Here is a 15,326-nt window from a genome sequence, read left to right on the forward strand (position 1 = left end):
ATACACCATGTGTGGAATTGTTGGCGCAGTCGCCGAACGTAACGTTACTGCCATTCTGATCGAAGGCCTCAAGCGCCTTGAATACCGCGGCTATGACAGCGCTGGCGTGGCGATCTTCACGAATGCCGGCAAACTTGAGCGCATGCGTCGCCCGGGCAAAGTCAGCGAGTTGGACCAGGCCCTGGCCGGCGAGCCGCTGGTCGGCCGCCTCGGCATCGCTCACACCCGCTGGGCGACTCACGGCGCGCCGTGCGAACGCAACGCGCACCCGCATTTCTCTGGTGATTTGGCGGTGGTGCACAACGGCATCATCGAAAACCACGAAGTGCTGCGTGAACAGCTCAAGGGCCTGGGTTACGTGTTCACCTCGGACACGGACACCGAAGTCATCGCGCACCTGCTGAACCACAAGCTCAAGGACCACAGCGACCTGACCACCGCCCTCAAGGCGACGGTCAAAGACCTGCACGGCGCCTATGGCTTGGCCGTGATCAGCGCCAGCCAGCCTGACCGTTTGGTCGCCGCGCGCAGTGGCAGCCCATTGGTGATCGGCTTGGGCCTGGGTGAAAACTTCCTCGCGTCCGACCAACTCGCCTTGCGTCAGGTCACCGACCGTTTCATGTACCTGGAAGAAGGCGACATCGCCGACATTCGCCGTGAAAGCGTGCAGATCTGGGACATCAACGGCCAGACCGTCGAGCGCGAAGCTGTGCAATACCGCGACGGTGCTGAAGCCGCTGACAAAGGCGAATTCCGCCACTTCATGCTCAAGGAAATCCACGAGCAGCCATCCGTGGTGCAGCGCACCCTGGAAGGTCGCCTGAGCCAGAACCAAGTGCTGGTCAACGCCTTCGGCCCACAAGCCGCCGAGCTGTTTGCCAAAGTGCGCAACGTGCAGATCGTCGCCTGCGGCACCAGCTACCACGCAGGCATGGTTGCGCGTTACTGGCTCGAAGAACTGGCCGGCATCCCGTGTCAGGTCGAAGTTGCCAGCGAGTTCCGCTACCGCAAGGTTGTGGTGCAGCCCGACACCCTGTTCGTGACCATCTCCCAGTCCGGCGAAACCGCCGACACCCTGGCCGCATTGCGTAACGCCAAAGAGCTGGGCTTCCTCGGCAGCCTGGCCATCTGCAACGTCAGCATCAGCTCGCTGGTGCGTGAATCCGACCTCACCCTGTTGACCCAGGCCGGTCGCGAAATCGGCGTGGCATCGACCAAAGCGTTCACCACCCAACTGGTCGGCCTGCTGCTGCTGACCCTGTCTTTGGGCCAAGTGCGCGGCACCCTCGCCGAAGGCGTCGAAGCCACGCTGGTCGAAGAACTGCGCCGCCTGCCAACCCGTCTCGGCGAAGCGTTGGCCATGGACAGCACCGTGGAAAAAGTCGCCGAGCTGTTCGCCGACAAAAACCACACCCTGTTCCTCGGCCGTGGCGCGCAGTACCCGGTAGCGATGGAAGGCTCGCTGAAACTCAAGGAAATCTCGTACATCCACGCCGAAGCCTACCCGGCCGGTGAACTGAAACACGGCCCGCTGGCCCTGGTGGATGACGACATGCCGGTGGTCACCGTCGCGCCAAACAACGAACTGCTGGAAAAGCTTAAATCCAACCTGCAGGAAGTGCGCGCGCGTGGCGGCCAACTGATCGTGTTCGCCGACGAAAAAGCCGGCATGACCAATGGCGAAGGCACCCACGTCATCAACATGCCGCACATCCACGACACCCTGTCGCCGATCCTCTACACCATCCCGCTGCAACTGCTGTCGTACTACGTTGCTGTGCTTAAGGGCACTGACGTTGACCAGCCACGTAACCTGGCAAAATCGGTGACGGTGGAGTAATACCGCAGACTCTGGAGGCCCAATGGTGTTAAGGATTAAAAACTGTCTCTGAGTATTAAAAACTGTCTCGCGTGGAGCCCCTGTGGGGCTCAAACGGCTCTCCCTCTCTACAGCTCCTTCAAGGCCTAACGGAAAGCCGAGGCGCCCCCACATGCTTTTAACCATTCAGCCAGACGAATCTCTCCGATCATTTTTAGAAAGGCAACCTAGCCCTATCGAATGCGGGGCTCATGACGTAAGAAGGGCAGCTTTGACTGCTTATTAACCATTTTCGGTGAGATAGCACGATGCGGGCGATTGAAGAAATCATTGCTGAGTTCTTTCAAAGTTGGGACCAAAAATACGTCAGCGAGCCTGCTCTTGGAGCGTTACGCGAGCTGGCGAAGGATGGGCGCTTTGACGAAATGACTGCCCTACTGGTTGCCCGCGTTAATCGCCACGGGCGCGTTGCAATGGGCTTTGTGTTGACTCATGTGCCAGGCGTCCTGCTCAGCAGTTACATCTATGAAAAAGCGGAAGTTTCAGCGCCGATTGTTGAGGAGTATTGGCGCGTCGAAGACGTGGCCACCACGATCAGAAATGCTGCACTGCGGGACGGTAAATTATCTGTTTTCGTTCCGAAAATCATTAGTGACCTTCGCGAAATAGCGGCATCGGCCTCCAACCCCAAATAGTTCGGAAAAATCGCTGCATCCACAAGCCCGCCAAGTGCGGGCTAAGCCCGTAGGAGAGGTGCGGATTCCGTGCCCATAAACTGAAGGAGTGCTAGCTATGGATCCCATGGATAAAATTTGTGATGGTTGTGAACAGCCAGGCAGCGCCTGTGAATGCAGCTATTGCGAAGACTGTGAGCAAAAGGAAGCTGACTGTGTGTGCGAGCGGTGTAGTCACTGTAGCGCCAAAGAAGATAACTGCACCTGTGAAACTTGCGACAACTGCGGTGAGAAAGAACCTGACTGTTCCTGTGAGGTGTGCAAAGACTGCGATGAGAAAATTCCTCAGTGCGCTTGCGGAGCCAGCTCTGATTAAGCGGAGCCTTGTACATGCTGGCAATCGACATGTTTGCCTCGTGTGATACGGCTATGTCGGTTTGGTCTCTTGTGCTTTGACAGCAGGTTTTTTTTATCTGCCGTGGGCATGAAGCTGGAACCCCGCGTTAATGCGCGTCGTATAGCCGCTGAAGCCATCACGAAGGCCCGAGGATGGTTTCACACTACATCATCCGTATGCGTCCGCCCAAGTCATCTACCCAGCCGCACAAGGCCAATACATGGTGTGCACTTAAATTAAGTGGACACCAGTTCTAGCCTTTTAAGCGGGTATTTCATGCAGCCAACACGCCGTTCCTATTCCAAACCCTTCAAGGCCCAAGTCATTCAAGAGTGTGCCCAGCCAGGTGCTTCGATTGCGAGCATCGCACTCAGCCATAACCTCAATGCAAACCTCGTCCACAAATGGATTCGGCTGCAATCGCAGAAAAGCACAGCGCTGCAACCTGTATTTATTCCGTTACCCGTGCCGCTGGCCGGGGCAAGCTTGCACCCAGCATCATCGAATATCTGCGTTGAAATCCAGCATCCGCGTGGCACCGTCAAAGTGAATTGGCCAACTGAAAATGCTGCTGCCTGCGCGACCTTTCTTCGAGACCTTTTGCGATGATACGCATCGACTCAATCTGGCTCGCCACCGAGCCGATGGACATGCGCGCCGGTACCGAGACGGCATTGGCCAAGGTGATCGCAGTGTTCGGTGCGGCGCAGCCGCACTGTGCTTATCTGTTCGCAAACCGCCGCGCCAATCGTATGAAAGTGCTGGTGCATGACGGCTTCGGAATATGGCTGGTGGCGCGCAGGTTGAACCAAGGCAAGTTTCACTGGCCCGGCATTCGCCATGGCTCTGAGATGGAACTGGATACTGAGCAACTTCAGGCATTAGTGCTGGGTCTGCCATGGCAACGCGCAGGTTCTGGAGGCTCGATCACACTGCTTTAATGGCTGCCATTAGCCTATCGGTCTATCGCCGCAAATTGCCTGCTCTGGCAAAATCGGCCCCATAACTTCGCTACCCAATCTCGACCACCTCTCCTCTGAACAACTGCGCGCCTTGGCGGCGCAGTTGATGCAGCGTGTCGAGACGCTCGACCAACAAGTTGAGACGATGGGTAAGACCGTTGAGACCATGGGCAAGAAGATCAGCCGCGACCAAACGCTGATCGAGAAACTGACCCACGAGATCGCCCAGCTCAAGCGTTTGAAGTTTGCCAAGCGCAGCGAGCAGATGAATCCCGAACAGGCCAGCTTGCTCGATGACCTGATCGATACCGATATCGCAGCGATTGAAGCAGAGCTTCAGGCTTTGCAAACAGTGCCAGCGGCGACTGAGAAAAAGCAGAAACCCAAACGCACTGCATTACCGGCTGAGTTTCCACGCACATTGATCCACCACGAACCGGACAACACTCACTGCCCATGCGGCTGCGCCCTCAAGCGCATCGGTGAAGATGTCAGTGAGAAGCTGGATTACACGCCGGGCGTGTTCACCGTCGAGCGCCATGTGCGCGGCAAATGGGTCTGCGATGACTGCGAAACGCTGATCCAGGCACCCGTGCCGGCGCAGGTTATTGATAAGGGCATCCCGACTGCGGGCCTACTTGCTCACGTCATGATTGCCAAGTTTGCCGACCACCTGCTGCTTTACCGTCAGGAATCGATCTTCGGTCGAGCGGGCCTGGCGATTCCACGCTCAATCCTGGCTCAATGGGTTGGCGTGACTGGGGTTCAGTTGCAGCTGCTGGTCGATGCGCTGCGCGAGGTGGTACTCGGGCAACAAGTCATCCATGCCGATGAAACATCCGTGCAAATGCTCATGCCGGGAACAAAGAAAACCCACCGTTCCTATGTTTGGGCCTACGCCACCAGCCAATTCGCCGATGTGGCAGTGGTAGTTTATGACTTCAGCCCCAGCCGCGCCGGAGAACATGCTCGCAACTTCCTAAATGACTGGAAAGGAAAGCTGGTCTGTGATGATTTTGGCGGTTACAAAGCCAGCTTCGAACTCGGCGTGACCGAGATTGGGTGCATGGCCCATGCGCGGCGTAAGTTCTTTGAACTGCACGCTACAAATAAAAGTATGCTTGCAGAGCAAGCACTGCGTTATATCCTGTTGCTGTACGAAATCGAAAGCGAAGTCCGCGATCTGGAACCGGATTTACGGCGCCAAATACGACAAGAAAAGGCCGTCCCGGTAATGGACATGCTACATGCTTGGATGAGCGCCCAGCGCGATCTTGTGCCCGAAGGCTCAGCCATCAGCAAAGCACTCGATTACAGCCTGAAACGCTGGGCAGCGCTGTCGCGCTACCTCGATGACGGGTTGGTACCCATAGACAAAAATTGGGCAGAGAACCAGATCCGACCATGGGCTCTTGGACGCAAGAACTGGCTCTTTGCAGGCTCGCTACGCAGCGGTAAACGAGCGGCGGCGATCATGAGTCTGATCCAGTCAGCGCGGCTGAATGGTCATGATCCGTACGCCTATTTGAAGGATGTTCTCACGCGGCTGCCGACTCAGCGGGCGAGTGAAATCGATCAGTTGCTGCCGCATAAGTGGGGCCACCTTTGATCACGTCATATATGTAAGGATACTTTCCATCGCGTTGATGGAATACAACGGAGTACGTCATGGAAAAAACAATCAGACTCGCCAATCCGGCAGATATCAATGCCATTTTTGATATTCGAACCAGTGTTCAGGAAAACCACTTGTCTCATGATCAGTTGACGGATATGGGCATTACTCCCGAAACTATACGACAGGCAATTTTAGATACTCCATGTGCCTGGGTCGCCGAAGTCGATGGTGTTCCTGTAGGTTTTCCATGGTTGATGTTGAGGATGGTTGTGTGTTCGCTGCTTTCGTTCTTCCTGAGTTCGAGGGGAACGGATTGGGGCGCAGCCTAATGAATAAAGCGGAGGCTTGCCTATTTCAACACCACCAAATGATATGGCTAGAAACCGCTGAAGCAAGCCGCGCGAGTGGCTTCTATCGAAATCTCGGCTGGCAACCCGTGGAAAATTTACCAGAAGGTGATGTTCGCTTCGAAAAGTGCCTGAAATAACAACTCAAAATGTATTGATCAGAGGCTAGGTGGGCGTGCGCGTAATCATGCAGGAGTGTTTGGCGGACGCTTACGAATAAAATAGATGAACTCATGGCGCACCTGACGGTGGTCGAGGCTGCCTTCGGGACCGAGAGTGACCATAAGTCTCAATTACGCCCGAAGCCCGACCCCCATAAAAAAATTTGGGCAACTAAAAGAGTTGCAGCCAGGCTTAGCGCGGCAGTCGGAGAGCCTCAAGCAGCACGAGACTTTCTGAACCTGTTCGACTTGAGGAGTATGTTTGTCCATGGACGCGCTGGTCTTCAGCCCATCTCAACCAAAGATCGGGTCATGGCACGCGGCCTTGCACAAGGCGCCGCTAACGCATTGGTTCGCCTATCAAGCCTAGGGCTTTCGCGTGAGACCCTTTTGGCGCAGCTACTTGATAACGGGGTTGGAAATTTGCCGTGAAGCTAGATCCCGAAGGAAGCCCGGGGGAACCCTGTCTCAGTTGGGAGGCCGAAGGATGCAAACGTGCATCCTGGCAACCGCGGCTTAGTATCAACCAAATTCGCGACGGCCTTGATCCAGTTCGAGCGTGGTGCGATTTTCTCCAGCAAGAACCAGACAATGGACACCAGACCATATAATCTAGTCAGCGCATTGCAGTCTAGGTTCAGTGCAGTGAAATATGGTTCAGCAGGAAGTGCGGAAAGCGGGTTCAGGGACACCTGATTCCAGATCCGAGTGTGATGAGCACAACGATTACGTAGGAGATTGATCTCCTGCAACCAACGCGCGAAGATCCGCGCGTCGGATAGGCCAAATCTTGCAAGAATCTGGTTCTGGTAAGTGCCGTTAAGCATCTCGAAGTAGCGAGACAACGCACCAAAGTCCCAAGCCTCCACCGCTACCCAGAAAGGAATGGGTCTCCCCGATTGACGATGCCACTCGATGGAGTCCTCGGTACTCCTATTCAGTAGCTCCTGCTGCCGAGCTACCCACTCGTTCCACTTGTTCCTTACCTTCCCGCGCGAAGTAAAGTTCTTGACGTGCTTTGGCCGGATGAAATTGGGATCGGCGTATGCCATCGGGTGGTGATACCCCACAACGTGGGCCACCACGGTCTTCAGGTTAACTTCTAACCGCTCGATAGCATCAAGCATGAGAAGCCGGAGATGCTTATCGAACTGATAAAGGGAAACCGCGTCGTCGAAATTTGCCCCAGCTGCGAACACATCCTGCCGAAGCGGTTTGCCTGAAATCGGACAGATTTTGGTCTGGTTGGTCGCGGGATCTTTGTCGAACTCTCGTGCGGGATACCAGTATCCGCTGAGGCGGTAGTATCCCAACTGAGCGAGCTTACGCTCTGCCCGTGCCTGGTCGGCTACGTGCATATTGCGCTGAGTGAGCAGGGAGACGAGATCGGGGTAGGTCCGGAACGGTTTCGGAGCTAGCAACTTCCATGTCTCCAGAAATTAGAAGGCCCGAACGTAATGCCGGACTAAGCCAGCACCAGAGGATCGGGCGCGATTGAGGGTAATACTGCCTAATGCAACGTTTAGCGTCAAGTGAAATTGGTTAACGAAAAAACGTCGAAATCGGAGTGGAGAGGGGCCATCGGAAATCGGAGTTGGATTTGAGTGTCGAAATTTCAGCTAGATTTTTCAACCGGTCCGATGACGATTTTCTGAAGGGGATCTATCACGTTTCTAATGACGGTGCTAAAAAAGCTCAAAGCTTCACATTTTTTCTAGAGACCATACGAAGTATTCTTCGGTCACGAACACGTTCACCGTACGCAAATATATCCGCCCGTGGCTCATCGCGTGTCCGGAATATACGAAACTCGGGGCGATTTACTTTATATAAAACGGATTTTCTAGCCAAATATGAATAAAGAACAGCTGTATACCGTAGGTGATGAAGGACTCATCCCCCAAGCTGACTCCGCGCGCCAAGCTGTGGACTCGCTGCGGGGTTACGTCTATCAGGTGACTGCGGCGGCCCTTGCGTGGTTGGATATCGGTGAACGATCTCGAATTTTTCTAGAGGTTGCTGAGGACTATGCAACGATGGCTGGTAAAGTCCTCAAGGCTGTGCAAGTTAAGGATACCCAAGCATCAACTACGGTCACTCTCAATACAAAGAGCGTCCGCAAGGCGATCGCCAACTTTGTTTGTTTGACCCTTGAAAACCCCTCAGTTGAGGTACATTTTGAATATTTTACAACCTCCGAGATCGGTAAAGAATTAGCCGGATCTACGCCTTTTCCATCGGGAGAGTCGGGCCTGGCATACTGGCGTTCAACAGCTAAAAGTGGAGATATTTCACTTCTGCGACAGTTTCTCAATAGCGACTCATTCGTAGAACCGGTTAGAACCTTCGTAAGAGAGCGAGACGACGAACAGCTGAGAAATGAATTACTACGGAGAATTCATTGGAACTGCGGCCAACCCGATCTGGCCGCGCTGCGCAGAGAGTTCAATCAGCGTTTGATAGTGGTGGCAAGGGAGCGATTCCAGGTGCCTGCTTCAGAAAGTGAGAGCATCGCAGACACTCTGCTTTACATTGTGCTTGAGAAGAGCATAGGCAAGAACGCTTCAGAACGGTGGTTGACACGAGCGGACCTAATTACTGCAGTAGATACATGCACCCGGATATCGGTTCCTAGGGTGATGCTCGACAACCTGACGGAATTCTCAGGCGGGCTCGCCAGAGGTGTCCAGCCCGGGATGCCACCCACCCCAGCACTGCGCTGGCTAATCGACGGACGTTCGCTTCCGAGGGCTCGAGGCTTTCTCTCTCGGCCGGTCGTTAAGAATGATATTGAGGCAATCGTACGCGAGGCTGGAGTCGGCTTTATTGTTGGGACTAGCGGCGTTGGAAAAACGAATATAGTTCGTGCTGTTGCGGAAGCAATCGGTGGAAGATTTTTCCTAGTTGATTTTCGGGATGCAGAAGTTGAAGAGACAAAGAACCGGTTAGATGTATTGCTTTCTCGTCTAGGTGGTCTTCAAGCACAGGTGATCCTTTTAGAAGACCTCAATTGCTATGAAAACCCTCAAGTTGGTCTATTACTTAGTCAAGTGTTTCAGGCGCTAGCTAGACGCGACATAGGCGTAATGATAACGTGCTACAGCAAACCCACAGCAAGAGACTTGGCTAGCTTTGGTCTAAAGATTAATTGCATTCACGAATGTTTATACTTTAATCAAAATGAAGTTGACGAGTTGGTGTCGCTACATGGTGGTGATCCAGGAGTTTGGGGCCAATTAACTCGAATAACAGGGGCTTTTGGGCATCCTCAATTGGTGCATGCATTTATTGCAGGTATGGCCGCTCGGGATTGGCCAAAGTCCGAGATGCTGAAGCTTTTGGATGCTGGCCTATCATCTGGAGATGTCGCCGCAGAGCGAGATAGTGCTCGTCGAAAAATCGTTGATGCACTCCCAGAGCATACGAGAGCGCTCCTCTATCGTCTCAGCCTGTTAATAGGTAACTTCGATCGCAACATGGCTATGATCGTTGCTGAAATTCCACCGCCTGGAAGCGCCCCGGGCGAAGATTTGGATAAACTTATTGGCCCCTGGGTCGAAACAGTGGGAAGAGATCGGTACCGAATTTCGCCCTTGGCTGCTAAGTTTGGAAAAGAAATGCTTTCTCCATCTCTTCAAACACTCATCCATAGCGGGATTGCGCAGCATTTAATTTTCAAATCAAGCGTTGACGTTAGCGACGTTGACAAAATAATAACTCACTCAATCATCGGGAAAAATACCCTTGCTTTGGCAGTAATTGCTACGAAGCTGCTGAAAGCAGACGAATCTATCATAAGCTATCTCTGTGAAAACTTTTCGTTATTTCAAGTGCTTGAAACCAATGCTCCAATATATCCACATGATACTCAGGTGGCGGCATTGCTTCGAATGGTGCAGTTGAAAGTTCTCGTAGCTGCTAAATCTAGAGATAAGATACCGTCCTGTTTTTCGGCATTGCGTAAGGAAATTCAGTTTTTGCCTGAAGGGCCGGCGAGAGATGCGATGCACGTCTCCGGGCTGCTCGTAATATTGAATTCGTTAGGTGTTGCAAATTATTTTAGCGATTGGTTCGTGATTTTGCAGGAATATCGAGAGTTCATGCGGGAAAGTACATGGCTCGATACTGAAGCAGACGAAATGTTAGAAGAAAACTTTAATTTGGATGGCGCTGTTTCGAGCCTTTTCGCAGTCGGAGTTTCCGGTTTGGATAGTGTTGTTACGCTGGAGGAAGTCTTAAGCCAGCTGAATGATCTTGAGCCCAGCGATAGGACTTTTTATCTTAGTACTATCCAAGATATAACGCCCGATTATTCCGTCATGGTGAATGGTCCATGGGTCGCTCAGGACCGAGCGTCTCTAGATTATATAGATACTTCAGCGCGTTATTATCGGATGGCAAATCTCACTAAGGATTGGGGGATTCGTGCTTTAACTCTGCAATGCTGGATTGCTAGGGCCGTAATGTTCGATGAGCATGCCAGTGATCAGGCAGGTGCTCTTCGTGTCCTTGATGAGGCAGTGGCTGCTTGCGGCGAGGATGTTCTGTTAGCACGTGCGCGCGCAAAAATTTACTGGCGGGCGCAAGATCATACTAAAGCGTTAACAATACTGCGTGGCATTGCTGATGTAATCGGCAGTGACAATTGTGTCGAGCGAACTTTCGCTTTGCGTGAGGCCGCAATCAGCGCCGCTAAGACTAGCGACTGGGCACAAGCGGAGCAGTGGTTCCTAGAAAGCAGAGAATCGGCGTTTCAGGCCGGCCTCCAAGACATGAAAGTCATGGGCATTGGACTTGGTGCTGATGCCGCAGCAGCGGCTTTCAAGGCTGGTAATGTAGAAAAATCGTTGATCCTAATTGGGCGCGCTCTGACTGAGCTAGAGAGTATTGATCCACACACCTCTTTGCGATCTATATACTGCCATAATGTCGTGCGTCATACCTTACTCTGGCTAACGTCATGTATTGAAGATATCTCTGTAGAGGTCGAGGGTAAACCTATATTACTAGTACCTGGGAGTTGCAGTAATCCCGAACCGCCAGCAGCGATCGCAGAGCGTCCGGTCGCAGCAATGGACGTTGCGTGGTATATGCTGGCGAAGCTGGACGTCTTGGCCCGCACTAAGATTGGATACGCGGCTAAACTTCGTGAGGAATTGGGCTCGAGTACTATTTTAAGTTTGGAGTTTAGCCTGTGTATTAGGGAACTTGTAGTTATTATTGAAGATAGTAACTACTTGGAGTTTCCTGAATGTGTTCTACGTTATGTAGAGTGCGCGTCTCACGCATTCAGCCGGTTAAATCTAGCAGAGCTCAATATGCTACAGCCAGCTCGAGAAAAAATCCCAGTGCTGAAGATAGCTGCGCTCGACCCTCAGCCTAAGAACATCCTGAATGAAGCACTCCTTGCGTATGCCGTTAGGTGCGCAAGCAAGCATCGATTTGAAGATGTTTTAGAACTGAAAGCCGCTATGGTTTCGAGATTCGGTATCGGCCCGGTGGAAAGCACCATCCTTGCGAGGATTGAAACAGGTGCGAAGCTAACTTCACCAACCTCGTTTGAAGAGAGCCTAATAGATGACCTGTCCGTATTTTGCGAAGGTGTTCATCCAACACCTAGAAACTATGCGTTGGCGGGTATTCGATCACTTCAATTAGTGGCTCATTCGTACATAAAAAGTGATTTGATCCCCATAATCGCGTTATGGCAGCGCTTTGCTTGGATGAGGATTATTTCCTCAGAGGTGTTTCAGCTTGTCACACCTTTGAGTACAGTCCCACCTTTGAAAGCGGCTCTGTCAAATTCAGGCAATAATGAGAGCTTTTTGTGCCAACTTATGCTCTTAGCGGCAGATGCCACTGCGTTGTCCCTCGGCCCTGATGTGCGTGCAGATTTTGTCTCGAAGGTTCGTCAATGACGGAGCAATTCGACTTGCTGCGAAAGAGCTACTGATAGTGCTGTGGCAATATTGCATGTTGATACCCCTGCCGAATTGATCCACGTGTCGACACAAGACTGCCCCAGTTCCAATCGGCACAAATTCATCACAGGGAATGGTTCGCAAGAAGTCAGGTTGCATCAGTGACATCTTGGCTGAAGCTTCAATTTGGCATCGGCGCTCAAAAACGGGATTCCCAGAGAGTGGTTATCACTACAGACGGGTACGCTCCTGATTCAGCGGATGAAAAGACCTTCTTTCTGTGGACCGAAACAGATTTTTAATCTTCGGCTCATTCACAAAGCGAGCTTTGCGATGTGCTGAGACAGTTTTTAATCCTTGGAGCTTGGTACAAGGGCCGAATTTGTAGCGTTGAGACAGTTTTTAAAACATCAACGCCCCTGGTCGAAGCGCCCGGATTACGGGCACGGCCTGAGACAGTTTTTAATCCTCAAGATCACCAACGGGCCTCCAGACCTCAGCGAAAGGATGCGACTTCGATGCAAACCCTCGCACAACTCCACCAGCGTTTGAACAACCGCCGATTTACGGTCGCCGCCAACACCCACGGGCTTTCCGGTGCCGGCACGGTGTTTCACTACCGTGTCGAGGGTGATGCCATTTCCGGTACTTACCAGGGCGGGCGAATTCGCGCGGGAACCCAAGTCGGGCGCGTTACCGGCCCTGACACCATCGAGCTGCTTTATCAGTGCCTGACCCACGAGGGCGAGTTGCTGGCCGGTTGGTCGCGTGGCACGGTCAGCGTTGATCAGGCCGGGCGCACCACGCTGAGTTTTGTATGGGGCTGGTTGTCGGGCGCGACAGGCGGTGGGGAATCCCACTACCTGGAGCTCTCCGATTAGGGGCCAGGTTCAGGTCCACCAGTAGCGCACAAGATGAAAGAAAATCGGCGCCGCAAAGCACACCGAATCCAGCCTATCCAGCATCCCGCCGTGCCCTTCGATCATATGCCCCCAGTCTTTCACGCCACGGTCGCGCTTGATCGCCGACATCACAATGCCGCCGGCAAAACCCAGCAGGTTGATCAACAGCGCGATCAAGAATGACTGCCACGGGTTGAACGGCGTGGTCCACCACAGCGCGGCGCCGATCAGCGATGACAGCAGAATTCCGCCGAAGAAGCCTTCGAAGGTTTTGGACGGCGACAGGTTGGGCGCAATCTTGTGTTTGCCGAACAGCTTGCCGCACACGTACTGCAACACGTCCGACAGTTGCACCACGATCACCAGGTAGGCGATCAGCAGCAGGTTACGGCCTTCGTAGCCGGGGATGTCGAGGGTCAGCAGCGCGGGTACGAAGGACACGCAAAACACCGCGATCATCAAGCCCCATTGCACCTTGGAGGCGCGTTCGAGGAAGTGTGTGCTGTCGCCGCCGAGGGAGGCGAGGATCGGCAGCAGCAAGAACACGTACACCGGGATAAAGATCGAGAACAGCCCGTACCAGTCGGCGTAGATCAGCAGGTATTGCAGCGGCAGCGCCAGGTAAAACGCGGCCACCAGCGCCGGGTAGTCGCTGCGGCGCGTGGGTGTGAGGGTGAGGAATTCGCGCAGGGCGTAGAACGACACCGCGTAGAACAGCAAGATTACCGCGGCAGTGCCGAGCCAGAAGGCAATGCCGATCACCACCACCATCACCCACCACGCGTTGATACGCGCGTTGAGGTTATCGATTACCGCATTCGGCGTGCCACGGGTGCGCAGCTTGAGGATCAGGCCGATCAGCGAGGCGAGCACCAGGATCGCGCCGATCCCGCCGAACAACATCAGGGTTTGGCTATCCATGTCAGACAAGCTCCGGGGCGAGGGCAAGCAGGGCATCGCGTGTGCGTTGAAGAAACACGGCTTTGTCTTCGCCTTCTTCCAAGTGCAGCGGCGCGCCAAAGCTGGTGGTGCACAGCAACGGCAGCGGCAGTACGCGGCCTTTGGGCATGACGCGGTTAAGGTTGGCGATCCATACCGGGATCAGTTCGGCCTGTGGGTAACTTTTTGCCAAGTGATACAGGCCGCTTTTGAACGGCAGCAAGCCTTCTTCAAGGTTGCGTGTACCTTCGGGGAAGATGATCAGCGAGTCGCCACCTTCCAGGGCCGCAAGCATTGGTTGCAAGGGGTTATCCACAGGCTCTTTGCGCTCGCGATCAATCAGCACGCCGTTAAACACGCGGTTGATGATGTAGCGACGCAAGGCGCTTTTGTTCCAGTAATCGCTACCGGCCACCGGGCGCGTGAATTTGCGCAGGTTTTGCGGTAACGACGCCCACAGCAATACAAAATCGCCGTGGCTACTGTGGTTGGCGAAATAGATACGTTGTACCGGCACTGGCGCGCAGCCCAACCATAGGCTGCGGGCGCCGGTGACAGTGCGGGCCATTGAGGTAATCAGCGCGGCGACCACGGGTTCGAACATGGGATTTCCTTATCCGGCGAAAGGTAGCCAAGGGCTGGCGAAAATCACGGCCACGGTCAGCAGCACTTGCGCACCGAGCAACCAGGCTTGCTTGCGCAGCAGTTTGAGGGCGCCGCGACGACGTTCTGTCCACGGTCTGCCAGCACGCTTGGCCGATTGCAGGCCAAGGGCTTGCAAGGCCTGGTCGAGGTCGGCGGTGCGTTTGGTATCGCGGGCCAGCAGAGCGAACAGGTCGGCATCAAACGCCACCCGCAGCGCCCAGTACTTTTGCAGCAGCCCCAAGATAATCATCCACAGGGCGAGTAGCAGGCAGATGCTCGAAATACTCGCCATCAGCAACTGGGCCAGGCCGAACAACACGCCGAGTAGCGTCAGGCCTGTGGATAACTGATCCAGTGAACGACCACGACGCAGCAGGCTGGCGACCACCTGGAGTTCCATATCAGCGGGCATTGGGTAAGCCCTCCAAGGCTTCGCGGTGAGCGGGATGCAGGACCACATCGGCCCGTGCTGTACGAATAATAGTCAACGCCTGATCAATCGTGGCGGCGCGGCCGCTGTGCAGCAGCCAGGCGGCGACGGCGGTGGCGCTGCGCGAGTAACCGAGCGCGCAACACACCAGCAACGGCCCGTTTGAACGCAGGCGTTCGATGGCCTGCGCAGCTTGCAGGCATTCGGCAGGCGTGGGTGCGATCAGGTCCAGCACAGGGATGCTGTGATAAGCGCGGCCCTGTGGATTAATCGGCAATTCGGCGCACAGATCTACGATGGCCTTGAATGAGCCCTGTTCGCTTGTTGCAGGCAGTCGACCCAGCCAAACGTTATCCACAATCTGGTCGGGCTTTGGATGGTGTCGCGTCCACAGCCGCGAGTTAACCCACGCCGCAGCCAGGTAAGGTGCATACAGCCAGCGAGCGGCGGGTGTCAGCCGGCCGTCGGCACGCTTCTGAAAGCCCCACGCGCCGAGTACGCAGTAATTGGC

The 15,326-nt window shown here is 54.2% G+C and carries 14 protein-coding genes; 9 read left to right on the forward strand and 5 right to left on the reverse strand.

The window, feature by feature from the left end:
• Positions 1 to 7: 7 nt before the first annotated feature.
• From glmS to F0169_RS28525, 7 genes are all read left to right on the forward strand, one after another.
• A complete protein-coding gene (glmS, locus tag F0169_RS21260; RefSeq protein ID WP_058415804.1) occupies positions 8 to 1,840 on the forward strand; it encodes a glutamine--fructose-6-phosphate transaminase (isomerizing) in 1,833 nt (610 codons plus the stop codon).
• Between the two features lie 287 nt (positions 1,841 to 2,127).
• Positions 2,128 to 2,514 carry a hypothetical protein gene (locus F0169_RS21265; protein WP_152747541.1) on the forward strand — a complete coding sequence of 129 codons (387 nt, stop codon included), beginning with the start codon at positions 2,128 to 2,130 and terminating at the stop codon, positions 2,512 to 2,514.
• A 652-nt stretch (positions 2,515 to 3,166) separates the two neighbouring features.
• Positions 3,167 to 3,499 (forward strand): IS66-like element accessory protein TnpA, encoded by a 333-nt coding sequence (gene tnpA, locus F0169_RS21270; protein WP_152747542.1) that lies wholly within the window; start codon positions 3,167 to 3,169, stop codon positions 3,497 to 3,499.
• A complete protein-coding gene (tnpB, locus tag F0169_RS27945) occupies positions 3,496 to 3,831 on the forward strand; it encodes an IS66 family insertion sequence element accessory protein TnpB (protein WP_152747543.1) in 336 nt (111 codons plus the stop codon). Before tnpA ends, tnpB begins: the two co-directional genes overlap by 4 nt.
• Before the next feature lie 61 nt (positions 3,832 to 3,892).
• Positions 3,893 to 5,461 carry an IS66 family transposase gene (tnpC, locus tag F0169_RS21280; protein ID WP_172979508.1) on the forward strand — a complete coding sequence of 523 codons (1,569 nt, stop codon included), beginning with the start codon at positions 3,893 to 3,895 and terminating at the stop codon, positions 5,459 to 5,461.
• A 59-nt stretch (positions 5,462 to 5,520) separates the two neighbouring features.
• On the forward strand, positions 5,521 to 5,799 hold the full coding sequence (locus tag F0169_RS28520) for a GNAT family N-acetyltransferase (RefSeq protein ID WP_425274312.1): 279 nt from the start codon (positions 5,521 to 5,523) through the stop codon (positions 5,797 to 5,799).
• Complete coding sequence (locus F0169_RS28525; protein WP_425274311.1) at positions 5,718 to 5,957, forward strand: GNAT family N-acetyltransferase; 240 nt, start codon at positions 5,718 to 5,720, stop codon at positions 5,955 to 5,957. The genes F0169_RS28520 and F0169_RS28525 overlap by 82 nt, the downstream gene beginning before the upstream one ends.
• A 455-nt stretch (positions 5,958 to 6,412) precedes the next feature.
• On the opposite strand, the gene F0169_RS21290 is transcribed toward F0169_RS28525, so the two are convergent.
• On the reverse strand, positions 6,413 to 7,399 hold the full coding sequence (locus F0169_RS21290; RefSeq protein ID WP_241679154.1) for an Abi family protein: 987 nt from the start codon (positions 7,397 to 7,399) through the stop codon (positions 6,413 to 6,415).
• Between the two features lie 432 nt (positions 7,400 to 7,831).
• Here F0169_RS21290 and F0169_RS21295 point away from each other — a divergent pair, with 432 nt between their 5' ends.
• Both F0169_RS21295 and F0169_RS21300 read left to right on the forward strand, forming a co-directional pair.
• Positions 7,832 to 11,896: an AAA family ATPase gene (locus F0169_RS21295; RefSeq protein WP_152747545.1), complete on the forward strand. Its 4,065-nt coding sequence runs from the start codon at positions 7,832 to 7,834 to the stop codon at positions 11,894 to 11,896.
• 521 nt (positions 11,897 to 12,417) lie between these two features.
• Entirely contained in the window at positions 12,418 to 12,780 is a 363-nt protein-coding gene (locus F0169_RS21300) for an avidin-fold protein (protein ID WP_152747546.1), read from the forward strand.
• Between the two features lie 9 nt (positions 12,781 to 12,789).
• Here the strand turns inward: F0169_RS21300 and F0169_RS21305 are convergent, their stop codons facing one another.
• The 4 genes from F0169_RS21305 to F0169_RS21320 all read right to left on the reverse strand — a co-directional run.
• A complete protein-coding gene (locus F0169_RS21305) occupies positions 12,790 to 13,722 on the reverse strand; it encodes a phosphatidate cytidylyltransferase (RefSeq protein ID WP_058415803.1) in 933 nt (310 codons plus the stop codon).
• 1 nt (position 13,723) lies between these two features.
• Complete coding sequence (locus tag F0169_RS21310) at positions 13,724 to 14,344, reverse strand: lysophospholipid acyltransferase family protein (protein ID WP_152747547.1); 621 nt, start codon at positions 14,342 to 14,344, stop codon at positions 13,724 to 13,726.
• Positions 14,345 to 14,353: 9 nt separating this feature from the next.
• Positions 14,354 to 14,797 carry a hypothetical protein gene (locus tag F0169_RS21315; protein WP_152747548.1) on the reverse strand — a complete coding sequence of 148 codons (444 nt, stop codon included), beginning with the start codon at positions 14,795 to 14,797 and terminating at the stop codon, positions 14,354 to 14,356.
• Positions 14,787 to 15,326 (reverse strand): dual specificity protein phosphatase family protein (locus F0169_RS21320; RefSeq protein WP_172979507.1); only part of this gene is annotated, 540 nt, incomplete at its 5' end. The genes F0169_RS21320 and F0169_RS21315, both read right to left, overlap by 11 nt.

This window comes from Pseudomonas kitaguniensis (assembly GCF_009296165.1).
Taxonomy (GTDB): Bacteria; Pseudomonadota; Gammaproteobacteria; order Pseudomonadales; family Pseudomonadaceae; genus Aquipseudomonas; species Aquipseudomonas kitaguniensis.

Bases quoted from the DNA above. Each gene is read 5' to 3' on its own strand.
- glmS (WP_058415804.1), top strand. From the start codon at position 8: ATGTGTGGAATTGTTGGCGCAGTCGCCGAACGTAACGTTACTGCCATT.
- F0169_RS21265 (WP_152747541.1), top strand. From the start codon at position 2,128: ATGCGGGCGATTGAAGAAATCATTGCTGAGTTCTTTCAAAGTTGGGAC.
- tnpA (WP_152747542.1), top strand. From the start codon at position 3,167: ATGCAGCCAACACGCCGTTCCTATTCCAAACCCTTCAAGGCCCAAGTC.
- tnpB (WP_152747543.1), top strand. From the start codon at position 3,496: ATGATACGCATCGACTCAATCTGGCTCGCCACCGAGCCGATGGACATG.
- F0169_RS28520 (WP_425274312.1), top strand. From the start codon at position 5,521: ATGGAAAAAACAATCAGACTCGCCAATCCGGCAGATATCAATGCCATT.
- F0169_RS28525 (WP_425274311.1), top strand. From the start codon at position 5,718: ATGGTTGATGTTGAGGATGGTTGTGTGTTCGCTGCTTTCGTTCTTCCT.
- F0169_RS21295 (WP_152747545.1), top strand. From the start codon at position 7,832: ATGAATAAAGAACAGCTGTATACCGTAGGTGATGAAGGACTCATCCCC.
- F0169_RS21300 (WP_152747546.1), top strand. From the start codon at position 12,418: ATGCAAACCCTCGCACAACTCCACCAGCGTTTGAACAACCGCCGATTT.
- F0169_RS21305 (WP_058415803.1), bottom strand. From the start codon at position 13,722: ATGGATAGCCAAACCCTGATGTTGTTCGGCGGGATCGGCGCGATCCTG.
- F0169_RS21310 (WP_152747547.1), bottom strand. From the start codon at position 14,344: ATGTTCGAACCCGTGGTCGCCGCGCTGATTACCTCAATGGCCCGCACT.
- F0169_RS21315 (WP_152747548.1), bottom strand. From the start codon at position 14,797: ATGCCCGCTGATATGGAACTCCAGGTGGTCGCCAGCCTGCTGCGTCGT.